This is a genomic window from Thermomonospora curvata DSM 43183, from assembly GCF_000024385.1.
GTDB classification, from domain to species: domain Bacteria; phylum Actinomycetota; class Actinomycetes; order Streptosporangiales; family Streptosporangiaceae; genus Thermomonospora; species Thermomonospora curvata.
Window position 1 is genome coordinate 2,067,083 of the sequence record NC_013510.1, and the last position, 14,372, is coordinate 2,081,454.

Annotated in this window: 13 protein-coding genes; 9 read left to right on the forward strand and 4 right to left on the reverse strand. The window is 72.1% G+C overall.

The annotated features are described in order from the left end of the window. Positions 1–329 precede the first annotated feature (329 nt). Positions 330–1,394, forward strand: coding sequence for a uroporphyrinogen decarboxylase (gene hemE / locus TCUR_RS08715; RefSeq protein WP_012852121.1), 1,065 nt, complete (start codon positions 330–332; stop codon positions 1,392–1,394). A 3-nt stretch (positions 1,395–1,397) separates the two neighbouring features. Here hemE and TCUR_RS08720 read toward each other — a convergent pair whose 3' ends face one another. Continuing rightward, on the reverse strand, positions 1,398–2,300 hold the full coding sequence (locus TCUR_RS08720) for a DUF4349 domain-containing protein (protein ID WP_012852122.1): 903 nt from the start codon (positions 2,298–2,300) through the stop codon (positions 1,398–1,400). A 256-nt stretch (positions 2,301–2,556) separates the two neighbouring features. Between TCUR_RS08720 and hemG the strand changes: the two genes are divergently transcribed. The 3 genes from hemG to TCUR_RS08735 all read left to right on the forward strand — a co-directional run bounded on the left by hemG (position 2,557) and on the right by TCUR_RS08735 (position 5,399). Next, complete coding sequence (hemG, locus tag TCUR_RS08725; RefSeq protein ID WP_012852123.1) at positions 2,557–4,038, forward strand: protoporphyrinogen oxidase; 1,482 nt, start codon at positions 2,557–2,559, stop codon at positions 4,036–4,038. After that, positions 3,995–4,711: a hydrogen peroxide-dependent heme synthase gene (gene hemQ / locus TCUR_RS08730; RefSeq protein WP_012852124.1), complete on the forward strand. Its 717-nt coding sequence runs from the start codon at positions 3,995–3,997 to the stop codon at positions 4,709–4,711. Before hemG ends, hemQ begins: the two co-directional genes overlap by 44 nt. Before the next feature lie 157 nt (positions 4,712–4,868). Then, on the forward strand, positions 4,869–5,399 hold the full coding sequence (locus tag TCUR_RS08735) for a hypothetical protein (RefSeq protein WP_041439441.1): 531 nt from the start codon (positions 4,869–4,871) through the stop codon (positions 5,397–5,399). Positions 5,400–5,406: 7 nt separating this feature from the next. Here TCUR_RS08735 and msrB read toward each other — a convergent pair whose 3' ends face one another. After that, complete coding sequence (gene msrB, locus TCUR_RS08740) at positions 5,407–5,814, reverse strand: peptide-methionine (R)-S-oxide reductase MsrB (RefSeq protein WP_012852126.1); 408 nt, start codon at positions 5,812–5,814, stop codon at positions 5,407–5,409. Positions 5,815–6,219: 405 nt separating this feature from the next. Between msrB and TCUR_RS08745 the strand changes: the two genes are divergently transcribed. Then, complete coding sequence (locus tag TCUR_RS08745; RefSeq protein WP_012852127.1) at positions 6,220–7,887, forward strand: alkaline phosphatase D family protein; 1,668 nt, start codon at positions 6,220–6,222, stop codon at positions 7,885–7,887. 90 nt (positions 7,888–7,977) lie between these two features. Next, positions 7,978–8,700: a dihydrofolate reductase family protein gene (locus tag TCUR_RS08750; protein ID WP_012852128.1), complete on the forward strand. Its 723-nt coding sequence runs from the start codon at positions 7,978–7,980 to the stop codon at positions 8,698–8,700. Here the strand turns inward: TCUR_RS08750 and TCUR_RS08755 are convergent. Beyond that, complete coding sequence (locus TCUR_RS08755; protein ID WP_012852129.1) at positions 8,682–9,371, reverse strand: pyrimidine reductase family protein; 690 nt, start codon at positions 9,369–9,371, stop codon at positions 8,682–8,684. The two genes, TCUR_RS08750 and TCUR_RS08755, sit on opposite strands and share 19 nt — an antisense overlap. 76 nt (positions 9,372–9,447) lie before the next feature. Here TCUR_RS08755 and TCUR_RS08760 point away from each other — a divergent pair, with 76 nt between their 5' ends. The 3 genes from TCUR_RS08760 to TCUR_RS27495 all read left to right on the forward strand — a co-directional run bounded on the left by TCUR_RS08760 (position 9,448) and on the right by TCUR_RS27495 (position 12,080). Further along, complete coding sequence (locus TCUR_RS08760; protein WP_012852130.1) at positions 9,448–9,966, forward strand: SigE family RNA polymerase sigma factor; 519 nt, start codon at positions 9,448–9,450, stop codon at positions 9,964–9,966. Further along, a complete protein-coding gene (locus TCUR_RS08765; protein WP_012852131.1) occupies positions 9,963–10,760 on the forward strand; it encodes a hypothetical protein in 798 nt (265 codons plus the stop codon). The genes TCUR_RS08760 and TCUR_RS08765 overlap by 4 nt, the downstream gene beginning before the upstream one ends. Before the next feature lie 237 nt (positions 10,761–10,997). Beyond that, a complete protein-coding gene (locus TCUR_RS27495) occupies positions 10,998–12,080 on the forward strand; it encodes a peptidoglycan-binding domain-containing protein (protein WP_041439443.1) in 1,083 nt (360 codons plus the stop codon). A gap of 76 nt (positions 12,081–12,156) precedes the next feature. Here the strand turns inward: TCUR_RS27495 and glgX are convergent, their stop codons facing one another. After that, a complete protein-coding gene (gene glgX, locus TCUR_RS08775) occupies positions 12,157–14,262 on the reverse strand; it encodes a glycogen debranching protein GlgX (protein ID WP_012852133.1) in 2,106 nt (701 codons plus the stop codon). Positions 14,263–14,372: the final 110 nt, after the last annotated feature.

Below are 14,372 nucleotides of genomic sequence, written 5' to 3' on the forward strand. Positions count from 1 at the left end.
GGGGCCGTCAGGCGGCCCGGGGGTGGGTGGGGGTGGGATGCAGGCCGGCGGCGGCTCCTTTGGGGTGCACCGCGGCGCCGCCGCGCCCGGCGCGGGCCGGACCGGGGCGGAAAGACCCTGCACAGGGCCGGGCGTCACCGTGGCGGAAACACGGCGGAGCGGTGCTGGACAAGGAAGACCTCCTCCGGCTTCTGACCAGCCCCCACGCTGCCACGGGCGGCCGCCGGAATGCGGGACTTCCTGCGGCGTGTCCAAAACTCCGTTCAGATGTGCCCGCGGAAGCGGCACCGGTGTGCCGGAGCGCACGGGGGACGTGGGAGCATCGACGCGTGGCTGCCGACACTGCTGATCTTCCAACCGGCCCCGGGCCGTCCCAGAGCGTCTTCGTGAAGGCGTGCCGCCGCCAGGCGGTGCCCTACACCCCGGTGTGGTTCATGCGCCAGGCCGGGCGTTCCCTGCCGGAGTACCTGCGGGTGCGCGAGGGCGTGCCGATGCTGGAGGCCTGCGCCCGCCCCGAGCTGATCGTGGAGATCACGCTGCAGCCGCTGCGCCGGTACGCGGTGGACGCGGCGATCTTCTTCAGCGACATCGTGGTCCCGCTCAAGGCCATCGGCATCGAGCTGGACATCAAGCCCGGCGTCGGCCCGGTGGTCGCCGACCCCATCCGCGACCGCGCCGGCATCGCCGCGCTGCGCCGCCTGACCCCCGACGATGTGCCCTACGTGACCGAGGCGGTGGGCGAGCTGGTGGGCGAGCTGGGCGACACCCCGCTGATCGGGTTCGCCGGCGGGCCGTTCACCTTGGCCTCCTACCTCATCGAAGGCGGCCCGTCCAAGAACCACGACCGCACCAAGGCGATGATGTACGGCGCCCCGGAGCTGTGGGCGGAGCTGATGGGACGCCTGGCCGACATCACCGCCGATTTCCTGAAGGTGCAGATCGCCGCCGGGGCGAGCGCGATCCAGCTGTTCGACTCGTGGGTGGGCGCGGTCGGCCCGGAGGACTACCGCGCCTCGGTGCTGCCCTACACCCGCCGCATCTTCGAGGCGATCGAGCCGCTGGGCGTGCCGCGCATCCACTTCGGCGTGGGCACCGGCGAGCTGCTGGGCCTGATGGGCGAGGCCGGGGCGGACGTGGTCGGCGTCGACTGGCGGGTGCCGCTGGATGAGGCGGTGCTGCGGGTCGGGCCGGGCAAGGCGCTGCAGGGCAACCTGGACCCGGCCGTCCTGTTCGCCCCCTGGGAGGTCATCGAACAACGGGCCAGGGACGTGCTGCAGCGGGGCCGCACCGCCGAGGGGCACATCTTCAACCTCGGCCACGGGGTGCTGCCGTCCACCGACCCCGACCGGCTGGCCCGCCTGGCCGACCTGGTGCACCAGGCGTCCGCCCGCTAGCGCTCAGCCGCCGGTGCGGCGGGCCCGCAGCCTGCGGCGCACCCCCAGCGCCACCACGGCGATCACCGCGATCACCGGTACGAACGGCAGCAGCAGACCGGCCAGCACCGCCACCCCGGTGGCGAGGGTCACCAGCCCCGTCCACCCCATCCGCAGGCCGCCGAGGAAACCGCCGGGCCCTGTCTTCTTCTCGGTCTCCGCGGGAGACGGGGTGACCAGCGTGAGCGTCACGGTGGCATGGGCGGTGCGGCCCCGCAGCGCCTTTTGCCGGGCCTGCAGCGCCTCCAGATCGGCCTGCCGCTGGGCGATCTCCCGCTCGACCGAGATCACCTCGCCGACGGTGTTCGCCCGCTGCATCAGCTTGCGCAGGGACGCCAGCGTCGCCTCCGCCGAACGCACCCGGCTGTCGACGTCGGCGACCTCTTCGGTGACGTCCTCGGCCTGCTGGGTCAGCGACAGCCGCCTGCCCAGCTCGCCGGCCAGCCGCTGCAGCGTGGCCGGGTAGCGGTCGACGGGGATCTTGAAGGTGAGCTCGGCGCGGCGGGCGTCGCCCGAGGTGGACTCGCGGTGCACATGGCCGCCGGCCTCCGTCACCATCTGCTTGGCCCGCTCGGCGGCCCGCTCCAGACCTGCGGCGTCGTCGACCTGCACCCGCAGTGCGGCTTCGTGGATCACCGCACGGTCGTCAGGGGCGATCTTGACCTGCTGCCCGTCCTGCCGGCCCGCGCCGCCGGCGGCCCCCTGCTCCGGCTCCCGGGAATCCTCGCGCTGCGCCTGCGCGGGCGCCCCGCCGCCCTCGGCCGTGGCGGGTCCGGCGTCATGGCCGGTGTTCTGGCTGCAGCCGGTGAGGACGCCCCCCGCCAGGAACGCGGCCAGCAGGGCGGCACAGACCGTTTTGGGTGGCATCTGGTGTCTCATGGTGGATTCGACGCGGTGAGCCGTGTCACGGACCGTCCCTTTCGGTTGCGATCGGGTCACGGGGCGGGTGCGGCCATATCACGGCCGTGCACGAGCGCCGGTCGGCCGGGGGTGGGTGGGGCAGGGGGGTCGGCGGTCGTCTGGGAAGGTAGATACCGAACCCGCAGGCCGCTCGGAAAAGCCCGCGCGGCCGTAAGGGCGCGGGCCGGGAACGAGGGAACGGACGATGAGGGAGGGCCGTGCCATGGAGCGCCCCGGCTGGACGCAAGGGCCGTCGCGGCCTCATGTCGTGGTCGTCGGCGGCGGGATCGCGGGGCTGAGCGCGGCCCGTTTCCTGGTCCACGGCGGGGCGCGCGTCACCGTGCTGGAGGGCGGCCCGCAGATCGGCGGCAAGCTGCGGGTCAGCCGGGTCGCCGGGCTGCCGGTGGACGAGGGCGCCGAGTCGCTGCTGACGCGCCGCCCCGAGGGCATGGAGCTGCTGCGCGAGCTGGGCGTGGCGCAGCGGCAGGTGCACCCGGCGGTGAGCGGCTCGGCCATCTACAGCCGCGGCGCGCTGCGCCCCCTGCCCAGCGGCCAGATGATGGGCGTGCCCGCCGACCTGCGGGCGCTGGCGGCCTCGCGGATCCTGTCCCCGGCCGCCCTGGCCCGCGCCGCCCTGGATTTGGTGCTGCCGAAGACCCCGCTGGGCTCGGACGTGTCGGTGGCCGGCTACATCGGCGCGCGCCTGGGCCCGGAAGTGGTCGACCGGCTGGTCGAGCCGCTGCTGGGCGGCGTGTACGCCGGGCGGGCCGAGGAGCTGTCGCTGGAGGCCACGCTGGCGCCGATCGCCGCCGCGGCGCGCACCCACCGTTCGCTGATCGCCGCCGTGCGCAGCCTCAACGGCGCGGCGCCCAAAGGCGCCGGCCCGGTGTTCGCCTCGCTGCCGGAGGGGATCGGAGCCCTGCCCGCCCTGCTGGCCGACTCGATGGGAACCGACTGCCGGATCCGCACCCGGGCGATGGTGCGGCACCTGGCCCGGCAGCCGGACGGCACCTGGCGGCTGACCTTCGGGTCGGCCCATCAGCCCGAACGGCTGGACGCCGATGCGGTGGTGCTGGCCGTCCCGGCGCAGCCGGCGGCGCGGCTGCTGGCCGAGGAGGTCCCGGCGGCCGCCCGGGAGCTGGCCGGGATCGAGTACGCCAGCATGGCCATCGTCACCCTGGTCTACCCGGCGGCCGCCTTCCCGCGCCGGCCCACGGTCAGCGGGTACCTGGTGCCCGCCGTCGAGGGACGTCAGGTCAAGGCGGTGACGTTCAGCTCGGTGAAGTGGCCGCAGCTGGCCGAGCAGGCCCCGGACCTGATGGTGGTGCGCTGTTCCATCGGGCGTTTCGGCGAAGAGCACCTGCTGCAGCGCTCCGACGAGGAGCTGAAGGCCGCTGCGATCGCCGAGCTGGCCCAGGTGTGCGGGGTCGGCGGGCTGCCGGTGGACAGCCGCGTCACCCGCTGGGGCGGGGCGCTGCCGCAGTACGCGGTGGGCCACGCCGACCGGGTGGCCCGCATCCGCGCCGCGGTGGCCGCCGTGCCCGGGTTGGCGGTGGCGGGCGCGGCCTACGACGGGCTGGGCATCCCGGCGTGCATCGCCACCGCGCGGGCGGCGGCGAGCCGGGTGCTGCGGGAACTGGAGAGCCGAGGAGGAAGGGACCATGACCACCGAGAACACCGAAGCGCCGAAGACGCGCGGCGCTAAGGCGCGCGACCTCAACCAGGTCATCCGCTACACCATGTGGTCGGTCTTCCGGGTGCGCCGGTCGCTGGAGCGCCCCGAGGAGGCGGCCGGGGAGGTCGAGGAGCTGCTGGCCCAGGCCGCCGGGAAGGACGTGACCACCCGCGGCGTCTACGACGTCAGCGGTTTTCGGGCCGATGCGGACTTCATGTTCTGGTGGCACGCGCCCACCACCGACGACCTGCAGGAGATCTACAGCCGGTTCCGCCGCACCGCGCTGGGCCGGTGCTGCGAGCCGGTCTGGTCGCAGGTGGCGCTGCACCGCCCCGCCGAGTTCAACAAGAGCCACATCCCGGCGTTCCTGGCCGGGGAGGAGCCGCGGGCCTACGTGTGCGTCTACCCGTTCGTCCGCTCCTATGAGTGGTACCTGCTGCCCGACACCGAGCGGCGCGCCATGCTCGCCGAGCACGGGCAGATGGCGCGCGGCTTCCCGGACGTGCGGGCCAACACGGTCGCCTCGTTCGCGCTGGGCGACTACGAGTGGATGCTGGCCTTCGAGGCCGACGAGCTGCACCGCATCGTGGACCTGATGCGGCACCTGCGCGGTTCGCAGGCCCGCCGGCACGTCCGTGAGGAGACCCCGTTCTACACCGGGCGCCGCAAGCCGGTCGCCGAACTGGTCGCGGCGCTGCCGTGACGAGCCGGCCCCGGCCATCGCAGTGACGTGGCGTAGTCGATCTACTTCTTTAAGTAATGAAAACGTCACGTCGAGCTGTGCGGGAGGTCGCGGATCAGTAGAGTTACGCTGCGTGACTGCAAGAACACGTGGGAGACACGCAAAGCCACCTTCTCCATTGGCCGCCCGGTACGACCGCATGCTGGAGGCCGTGCTCAGCGAACGCAACCGGCGCAAGGTCGTCGCGGTCAGCGCCGCCACGGCCTCGATGCTGGTGATGGCGATGGCCGGGGGAACGGTGATATGGGCGGCGGGCGCCGGGCAGGAGCGGGCCGACGGGCTGCGACTGAACGCCGCCGCCCAGCGCGCCCCCGCCCCCGCGCCCTCCTCCTCCCCCGACCTTGGCCCAATGCCCGCCGCCAAGGCGTTCCTGCAGGCCAAAGACCCTGAGCGCAAGGTCTCCCGGCATGTGGAGGACGTCCGCCGCAGCGGCTCCTACCTGCGGGTCTACACCGACCTGAAGGAACGGGACGCCAACTCCCGCTCGGCGATCTCACTGTGCGAGTGGACGGTCGAGTACCTGCGCCGGCACCTCGGGGAGCTCGAACCGGTCGTGTTCGTGCACGCCGGGGAGAGCGACAACGGGCACGTCGTGCTGGCCAACAAGCAGAGCGCCGACGACGACTGCCGGGTCGGGAAGACCCCCTGAGCCGGGGTCACTGCGGCTCGGCCGGCTCCAAGGTCAGCGAGACGCTGTTGATGCAGTAGCGGTCATCGGTCGGCGTGCCGTAGCCCTCGCCGTGGAAGACGTGCCCGAGATGGGAGTCGCAGCGGGCGCAGCGGACCTCGGTGCGCACCATGCCGTGCGAGCGGTCCTCCAGCAGCACCACCGCGTCGGAGTCGGCCGGGGCGTAAAAACTCGGCCAACCGCAGTGGGACTCGAACTTGGTCTCCGAGCGGAACAGCTCCGCCCCGCACGCCCGGCAGCGGTAGACACCGACCGTCTTGGTGTCGTTGTACTCACCGCTGAAGGGCGGCTCGGTGCCTCCCTCGCGGAGCACGTGGTACTCCTCGGGGGTCAGCAGGGCACGCCACTCGTCCTCGCTCCTTCGGACCTTCTCCATGCCTTCGACCGTACCCGCTGCCGCATTCGGCAGCCCTTGCGGCGTCCAAGAACGCGCGCCTCCGGCGGGTGCGCGGGAACGGAACGCCGACCGCAGGAAGAGAAGACCGCAAACGAGGAGGTGCCGGTCGCTCCCCCCAAAGCCCGGCACCTCCTCCCTCCACCGTACGAAATGTGCCGCCATCAGCCAAAACGGCCGGCGCACCCCGCCTTACCCGCCCTAGAGCCCAGGCTGGAGGTCTCCTGGGACGCCGGTCGGCAAGCTTGACCGCGGTGCCCGGGGAGCCTTGCCGGAAGCGATGCGACGACCGCCGTTGGAACGGACGTCACCTGGGGGAACGGGATGGTCATCGCGGCCGGTGAGGCTGTCGGGCGGTCGATGTCCGAGCTATCCGAAAGGTCGCCTATGCCCGACGGTCGTCTCGTACCCAGCCGCCGGACCTTCCTCGTCACCGCCGGGCTGGTGGCGGGCGCGGTCACCGTGCCGTCGCGCGCCGCCGCCCACGCCGCCCCCCGCAGCCGCAGCCTTCCCGCCGACCCGTTCACCCTCGGCGTCGCCTCCGGGGATCCCGACCACGACGGGTTCGTGCTGTGGACCCGGCTGGCTTTGCAGCCGCTGGCCGAGGACGGGCTGGGCGGCATGCCCTCCCGGACGCTGCCCGTTCGCTGGGAGGTGGCCACCGACGAGCGCTTCCGCCACATCGTGCGGCGCGGCTCCGCGGTGGCCCGGCCGGAGGCGGCGCACAGCGTCCACGTGGAGCTGAACGGCCTGCAGCCGGGGCGCGACTATTGGTACCGCTTCCGGGTGGAGCGTTACATCTCCCCGGTGGGGCGCACCCGCACCGCGCCGCGCCCGGGAACCTTCGGCCCGGCCCTGACGATGGCGTTCGCCTCGTGTTCCAACTACGAGCACGGTTATTTCACGGCTTACCGCCGTCTGGCCGAAGAAGACCCTGACCTGGTGCTGCACCTCGGCGACTACCAGTACGAGTACCGCAAGGACACCTACGTCGCCCCCGGCGGCAACCCCCGCGACCACGAGGGCCCCGAGACCGAGACGCTCGCCGATTACCGGCGGCGCCACGCCCAGTACAAGACCGACCCCGACCTGCAGGCCGCGCACGCCGCCGCTCCCTGGCTGGTGGTCTGGGACGACCACGAGCTGGACAACAACTGGGCCGGTGAGACTCCCGAACGTCCGGAAATCCCCCAGCCGAACTTCCCAGAGCGCCGCGCCGCCGCCTTCCGGGCCTACTACGAGAACATGCCGCTGCGCCGCACCTCTGTGCCCCGCGGCATCGACATGCAGCTCTACCGGCGGATCCGGTGGGGGCGGCTGGCCACCTTCCACATGCTCGACACCCGCCAGTACCGCGACGACCAGGCCTGCGGGGACGGCTACCGCGCCTGCCCGGCCGCCTCGGACCCCGAGCGCAGCATCACCGGCCCGGAGCAGGAGAAGTGGCTGCTGAAGGGGTTCCGCGTCTCCAAGGCCCGCTGGGACGTCATCGGCCAGCAGGTCTTCTTCGCCCAGCGCGACAGCGACGCCGGCCCGCTCAAGGTGACCAGCATGGACGCCTGGGACGGCTATGTGGCCTCCCGCGAGCGCATCACCAAGGGCTGGGTGGAGGCCGGCGTCCGCAACCCGGTGGTGCTGACCGGCGACGTGCACGCCCACTGGGCCGGTGACCTCAAGCTCGACTACGACGACCCGGACTCGCCGACGGTCGGCTCGGAGCTGGTGTGCACCTCCATCACCAGCGGCGGCGACGGCGGCGACTCCGACCCCGCCGACCACCCGTTCCTGCAGATCAACCCGCACCTGCGGTTCTACAACAACCAGCGCGGCTATGTGCTGACCAAGATCACCAAGAAGAAGCTGACGGCGCATTTCAAGGTGCTGCCTTATGTGCACGCCCCGGGCGCCCCGGTGCACACCAAGGCCACCTTCGTGATCGAGGACCGGGTGCCGGGCGTGCAGCAGACCTACCTGCGCCCGGTGGAGGGCGCCTCGGCCGCCCGGGCCCAGGATCTGGGGCGGCGGACCGTGCGCGAGGAGACCGTCCGGCCCTGATCTGCGCCCCCTGCCCGAAGCCGCGGGCCGGGCCGCGGCTTCGGGCACCCGCCCCAGAGCGCGCCGGAAGCGGCCAATACGCTGGCGGCCATGCGCCGCCTGCTGCCCGAGCCCGCCGCCCGCATCGACCCCTTCGAGGAGTACGGGCGGGTCACCGGCCCCTGGCTGCGGGTCGGGATGGTGCTGAGCGCCGACGGGTCGGTCACCGACGAGCAGGGCTGGAGCGACGGCCTCGGCGGCGCCGCCGACTTTGCGGTCTTCCGGACGCTGCGCGCGCTGGCCGACGCCATCGTGGTCGGCGCCGCCACCGTCCGCACCGGCCGGGTGGGGCCCGCCCGGCTCCGCGACGACCTGCGCCCGCGGCGCGCCGCGCTCGGCAAGCGGGGGCCGGCGCCGATCGTGGTGGTCACCCGCCGGGCCGAGCTGGACTGGCGGCTGCCGCTGTTCACCGCCGCCCAGACCCCCACGCTCGTGGTGACCGCCCGTTCCGCCGCCGCCGCGGTGCCCGCGCACGTGCCGGTGATCGCCGTGGCCGAGACCGGCGAGGGCCTGGATCTGGCCGAGGCGGTGCACCGGCTGCGCGAGGAGCACGGGCTGGCGCACCTGTTGTGCGAGGGCGGCCCGCACCTGGCCGCCGCGCTGCTGCGGGCCGGGCTGGTGGACGAGCTGTGCCTGAACGTGGCCCCCACCTTGATCGGCGGGCGGCACCACACCCGGCTGCTGGCCGACCTGGACGCCCGCGTCGAGCTGCGCCTGAGCGCCGTCTACACCGCAGAGGACGTGTTGTTCCTGCGTTATCTCACCCGCCGGTAGCGCAAGAAAAGGAAACCGTCCTCCTCGTACACGCTCGCCGGCCGCATCCGCAGGGGGCGGGGGAGCGGCGGCCCGGCCAGGATGCGGGAGGGATCCCCGGCGACCAGCATCGGGCTGAGCGTCAGGCACAGCTCATCCAGCACCCCATCGGCGGCGGCGCGGGCCAGGACCGCCGGGCCGCCCTCGCACAGCAGCCGGCGGTGACCGCGGGCCGCCAGCTCTCGGACCGCCCGGGAGAAATCGATGCCGTCCTCGCCGGCCATGATCACCTCGGCGACCCGTTCGGCGGCCCGCAGCCGCTCGGGCGGGGCGGCCTGTACGGTCAGCAGGACGGTTCGTGCCTTCGGCTCGGTGAACACCGGCGAGTCCAGGTCCAGGTCGAGCCGGCGGGAGACGATGGCCAGCGGCGGGGCCTGCCCCTGCGGCCCGGGCCTGACCGGCCCGTACCCCTCGGCCCGGACGGTCCCGGCCCCGACGATCACCACGTCGGCCATGGCGCGCAGGGCGGCGAACAGCCGCCGGTCGCCGGGCGAGCCGAGCCCGCCGGACCTGCCGTCCACCCAGGCGGCGCCGTCGAGACTGGCGATCATGTTGGCGCGCAGCCACACCCCCTCGGGGGGATAGGCGTACGCCTTTTGAAGCTCGGTCGGATCGGTGGGCAGCGGGCGCACCGAACGCAGGTTAGCCGACCGAGGCAACCATCTCGCCCCGTGAAGCGTGTTCCAGATGGTGCCGGAGAGGAGAACCGTGGACGACGATGCCGAATTCACCCAGTTCGTTCAGACGCGTGGGCTGGACCTGCTGCGTTTCACGGTGGCCCTCACCGGCGACCGCGACCAGGCCGAGGACGTGCTGCAAGGGGCGCTGGAACGGCTGTATGGGCGGTGGGGCAGGGTCAAGCGGCGCGGCGATCCCGAGTGGTACCTGCGGCGCAGCATCATCAACGCGGTCCGCGACGGCTGGCGGGGCCGCCGTCGGCACCCGGAGCTGCTCGGCCTGGAGAACGAGGAGCAGCCCGCGGACTCGGCCTACCTGCCCATCGATGATCTGCTCACCCGGGACGTGGTGCGCAAGGCGCTGGCCGCGCTGCCGCCGCGGCAGCGGATGGTGATCGCGTTGCGCTACTGGGGCGGCTACACCGAGGTCGAGACCGCCCGCCTGATGGGCACCTCGGTGGGCACGGTCAAAAGCCAGGCGCACCGGGCGATGCGGGAGTTGCGGGCCCGGCTGGCCAGGACCGAGAGCGCGCGGGGGACGAGACGATGAGCAATTGGCACGATCCGCACCGTCGCCGCGAGCCCGATGATCCGTGGGAGGGCGGTCCGGCCTGGCGGCGGGATCCCGGTGCGGGCGATGAGCTGCCGGAGCTGATCCGCCGGTCCATCGACGAAGAGCTCAAAGGCCTGGTGTTCCCGGGCGCGATGGCCCAGCGGGTGATCCACGGGAGCCGGGCGCGCCGTCCCTGGGGCCGCGCCCATGCGGCCCTGCTGATCGGAGTGACCGTGGTCTCGTGCGCGGGAGTGGTGGGCGGCGCGGCCATCGTGCCCGCCCTGCTGTCCCAGGGGTCCGGCGCCCCCCGCCACGACGGCCCCTTCAGCGCCGCGCCCAGCGTCGTGGTGAGCGCGTCCGCCGAACCCGCCCCAAGCCGCATGGTCGACGTGGGGTACGTGCCGCGGGGATGGCGCCGGGTTCCGCTGCGCGGGGACGAGGTGAGGCGTATACCGGCGAGGCTGTTCGCCGGCCCGGGGGAGGAGCTGCTCTGGGCCGTCCGTTACGAACGGCTGCACGGGACGCAACAGGTGCTGATCATCCGAGCGGCGCTGGTCCGTGACGGGCTCGGCACCTACGGCGGTGCGGAGGAGCGCGACGGCGCGCTGCTGAAGCCCTATCGGGTTCCCACGGGGCGGGCGCTGGCCGTTGCGCCGGTGAAGGGCTCGCGGGCGCACGAGGCGCGGATCTACTGGGAGCCCAAGGAGGGGCTGCTGGTCATCGTTCAGGCGTTCCGGATGCCGTCCGCCGAATTGCGCAAGGTGATCTCCGGTATGCGCGTGATCGCCTGATCTTCTCGGTCTGCTCCCGACGTTTCCCTGCTCCGGCGGCCGGACTGAAGCAAGGAATGTGTTTTGCACATCCTGTGCACCTTGCATGACAAAATGCACAACTTTGCCCCAAGGGCTTCCCCTCGCCGTCTGAGTCCGTAGATTTCTTCTAGATCTTGAAAGGTTGATGTCAAAGGATCACCTGGCGGGAGGGGGCACCGCCCAGGGGAGGGGAGAGCGATGCGTCCAAGGCCTCTCTTGCGACGTGCGGCGGTCGTCGTGGCGGCTCCGCTGGCACTGCTGGGGCTGATGACACCGCCGGCCCAGGCCCGGCAGAGCACCGCGGCCCAGCCCGGTGCGCGGCAGGTGCATCTTCAGGCGCCGCGGGTGCAGGCCCCGGATTTCACCACCGCGGCCAAACGGGCCGTCGCCAAGGCGCTGCCCGGCCATGCGCTCAGTGAGCGCTTCACCTACAACGTCACCTCCTCGCTGCGGCGTTCCCTGAAGGTCCGGGTCGAGCTCGCCGCGTTCCGCGGCAAGGGCCGGGTGATCCTGCTGGCCCGCAGCGTCGGCGCGGCGCGGGAGGTCACCCGCGCCCAGCAGCAGCCCGGAAGTCGGATCCTGGCCGAGCCGACGGTGCGCCGCCCCGGCGCCGGCGCCCGCAAGGCCCTGCTGACCACCACCGCCGACGCCGCGGGACCGGGGCTGACCATCCTGTCGTGGAGCGAACGGCGCGGCGTCAACTACCAGATCTCCGTCAGCGGCCGGGTGAGCCGGGCCGACCTGGTGCGGCTGGCGCAGGCGCTGCCCCGGGACGACACCAAGGTCTCCAAGAAGGTCCGCTCGCTGGTGGCCAAGGCCAAGCCGCCGGTCGACAACGGCGCCGACGCCACCGGCCCCGGCAAGGGCGGGGTCGGCGCCCAGGGGACCGGCAACAAGTGGGTGGACGGCGTGGGCATCGCCACCAACGACCTGGGCGATGAGGCCACGCTGTGCAACGGCTGCACCTACTGGAGCGGCAACTACGCCGGGATGATCCAGTACTTCCTGTACGCCGACAACAGGATGAGCCGCTCGTCGATCGACTGCATGTTCGGCAGCCAGACCGCCTCGGCGGTGGCCTCCTGGCAGGCCGCCCGCGGCCTGGCGGCCGACGGGATCGTCGGTCCCAACACCCGCGACCGCATGGACAACAAGTTCAGCATGATCGCCGACCACGTGGTCAACTATGTGGGCACCAAGTACATCCTGACCTTCGAACGCAGCGGCGGCGGCTTCTACTACTACGGCGACACGGGCATCAGCTACGGCTACAGCGGCGGACGCCTGAAGGACTGCTGATCCGCCGGCTGCGGCCCCGTCCCCTCGGCGGGGACGAGGCCGGCGCCTTGCGGCCGGCCGGGCGCGTCCCGGCCGGTCACAGCCGGCGCAGCACCATCATCGAACGGCCCGCCACCTCGATCACATCGGCCGCCTTGGCCGTGCGCACGCCCTCCTCGCCGCCGGGCGGGAAGTCGGCGGTGTCCAGCAGGTGCTCCCACCGCTCCCCGAACTCCGGGCCGGGCAGGGTGAACTCCACCCCTTGCGAGTGGGCGTTGATCAGCAGCAGGAACGAGTCGTCGCGCACCCGCCGGCCGCGCGGATCCGGCTCGGTGATCGCATCGCCGTTGAGGAAGACCCCCAGCGACTTGGCGTAGCCGGCGTGCCAGTCGGAGTCGGTCATCTCGGTGCCCGCCGGGGTCAGCCAGGCGATGTCGCCGAGCTCGCCGTGGCCGCCGCGGCCCTGGAAGAACCGCCGCCGCCGGAACACCGGGTGCTCGCGCCGCAGCCGCGACAGCGTCCGGACGAACTCCAGCAGGTCCTCTTCGGCGTTGTCCCAGTCGACCCAGGAGACCTCGTTGTCCTGGCAGTAGGCGTTGTTGTTGCCGCGTTGGGTGCGGCCCAGCTCGTCCCCGTGGGAGAGCATCGGCACCCCTTGCGACAGGAACAGCGTGGCCAGGAAGTTGCGCCGCTGCCGGGCGCGCAGCCGCAGGATCTCCGGGTCGTCGGTGGGGCCCTCATACCCGCAGTTCCAGGACCGGTTGTCGTCGGTGCCGTCCCGGTTGTCCTCGCCGTTGGCCTCGTTGTGCTTGTGGTTGTAGGACACCAGGTCGGTCAGCGTGAACCCGTCGTGGCAGGTCACGAAGTTGATCGAGGCGATGGGACGGCGGTTGCCGTGGGCGTACAGGTCCGAGGAGCCGGTCAGCCGGGAGGCGAACTCCGGCATCGCCGCATACCCGCCGCGCCAAAAGTCCCGCACCGTGTCCCGGTACTTGCCGTTCCACTCGGTCCACAGCGGCGGGAAGTTGCCGACCTGGTAGCCGCCCTCGCCCACGTCCCACGGCTCGGCGATCAGCTTCACCTGGGAGACCACCGGGTCTTGTTGCACCAGGTCGAAGAAGGCCGCCAGGCGGTCCACATCGTGCAGCTCGCGGGCCAGCGCCGAGGCCAGGTCGAAGCGGAACCCGTCCACGTGCATCTCCAGCACCCAGTACCGCAGCGAGTCCATGATGAGCTGCAGGGCGTGCGGGTGCCGCACGTTCAGGGAGTTGCCGCAGCCGGTGTAGTCCAGGTGGTAGCGCTTGTCGTCATCGCGCAGCCGGTAGTAGGCGGCGTTGTCGATGCCGCGGAAGCACAGCGTCGGCCCCAGGTGGTCGCCTTCGGCGGTGTGGTTGTAGACCACGTCCAAGATGACCTCGATCCCCGCCTTGTGCAGGGACCGCACCATCGCCTTGAACTCCAGCACCTGCTCGCCGAGCTGCCCGGAGGAGCTGTAGGCGTTGTGCGGGGCCAAAAACCCGATGGTGTTGTAGCCCCAGTAGTTGGTCAGCCCCCGCGCCACCAGCGCGTGCTCGGGGACGTTCTGGTGGACGGGCATCAGCTCCACGGCCGTGACGCCCAGGTCCAGCAGATGGTCGATCATCGCCGGGTGGGCCAGCCCCGCGTACGTGCCCCGCAGCTCCTTGGGGATCGCCGGGTGCCGCATCGTCAGGCCCTTGACGTGGGCCTCGTAGATCACCGTCTCGTGGTAGGGGATCTTGGGCGGCCGGTCGTCCCCCCAGTCGAAGAACGGGTTGATCACCACGTTCTTGGGCATGTAGGGCGCGCTGTCGTCGGTGTTGAGGGCGTCCGGGTCGTCCAGCCGGTAGGAGAACAGCGACTCGTGCCAGCGCACCTGCCCCTCGATCGCCTTGGCGTAGGGGTCCAGCAGCAGCTTGGAGGGGTTGCAGCGGTGCCCGTTGCGCGGGTCGTAGGGGCCGTGCACCCGGTACCCGTACCGCTGTCCCGGTCCTATGCCCGGCAGGTAGCCGTGCCAGACGAACCCGTCGGTCTCGGGCAGGTCCACCCGCGTCTCAACGCCGTCCTCGTCGAACAGGCACAGCTCCACCCGCGAGGCCACTTCGGAGAACAACGCGAAGTTGGTGCCCGTCCCGTCCCAGGAGGCGCCCAGCGGATAAGCCTCGCCCGGCCACACCTCCGGCATGCTGTCCTCTCCTCGGCTCACCTGGCAACAGCCCCCGATTGTTCCCTACCCGGCCGGCGCTCATGGCCGGTGTGCGGGAACACACCTGTTTACCGCACGGTAGGGAAATC

Excerpts from the sequence above, each read along its gene's own strand:
- hemQ (WP_012852124.1), top strand. The coding sequence starts at position 3,995 with ATGACCACCGAGAACACCGAAGCGCCGAAGACGCGCGGCGCTAAGGCG.
- TCUR_RS08750 (WP_012852128.1), top strand. The coding sequence starts at position 7,978 with ATGCGCCGCCTGCTGCCCGAGCCCGCCGCCCGCATCGACCCCTTCGAG.
- TCUR_RS08765 (WP_012852131.1), top strand. The coding sequence starts at position 9,963 with ATGAGCAATTGGCACGATCCGCACCGTCGCCGCGAGCCCGATGATCCG.
- glgX (WP_012852133.1), bottom strand. The coding sequence starts at position 14,262 with ATGCCGGAGGTGTGGCCGGGCGAGGCTTATCCGCTGGGCGCCTCCTGG.
- hemG (WP_012852123.1), top strand. The coding sequence starts at position 2,557 with ATGGAGCGCCCCGGCTGGACGCAAGGGCCGTCGCGGCCTCATGTCGTG.
- msrB (WP_012852126.1), bottom strand. The coding sequence starts at position 5,814 with ATGGAGAAGGTCCGAAGGAGCGAGGACGAGTGGCGTGCCCTGCTGACC.
- TCUR_RS08720 (WP_012852122.1), bottom strand. The coding sequence starts at position 2,300 with ATGCCACCCAAAACGGTCTGTGCCGCCCTGCTGGCCGCGTTCCTGGCG.
- TCUR_RS08745 (WP_012852127.1), top strand. The coding sequence starts at position 6,220 with ATGCCCGACGGTCGTCTCGTACCCAGCCGCCGGACCTTCCTCGTCACC.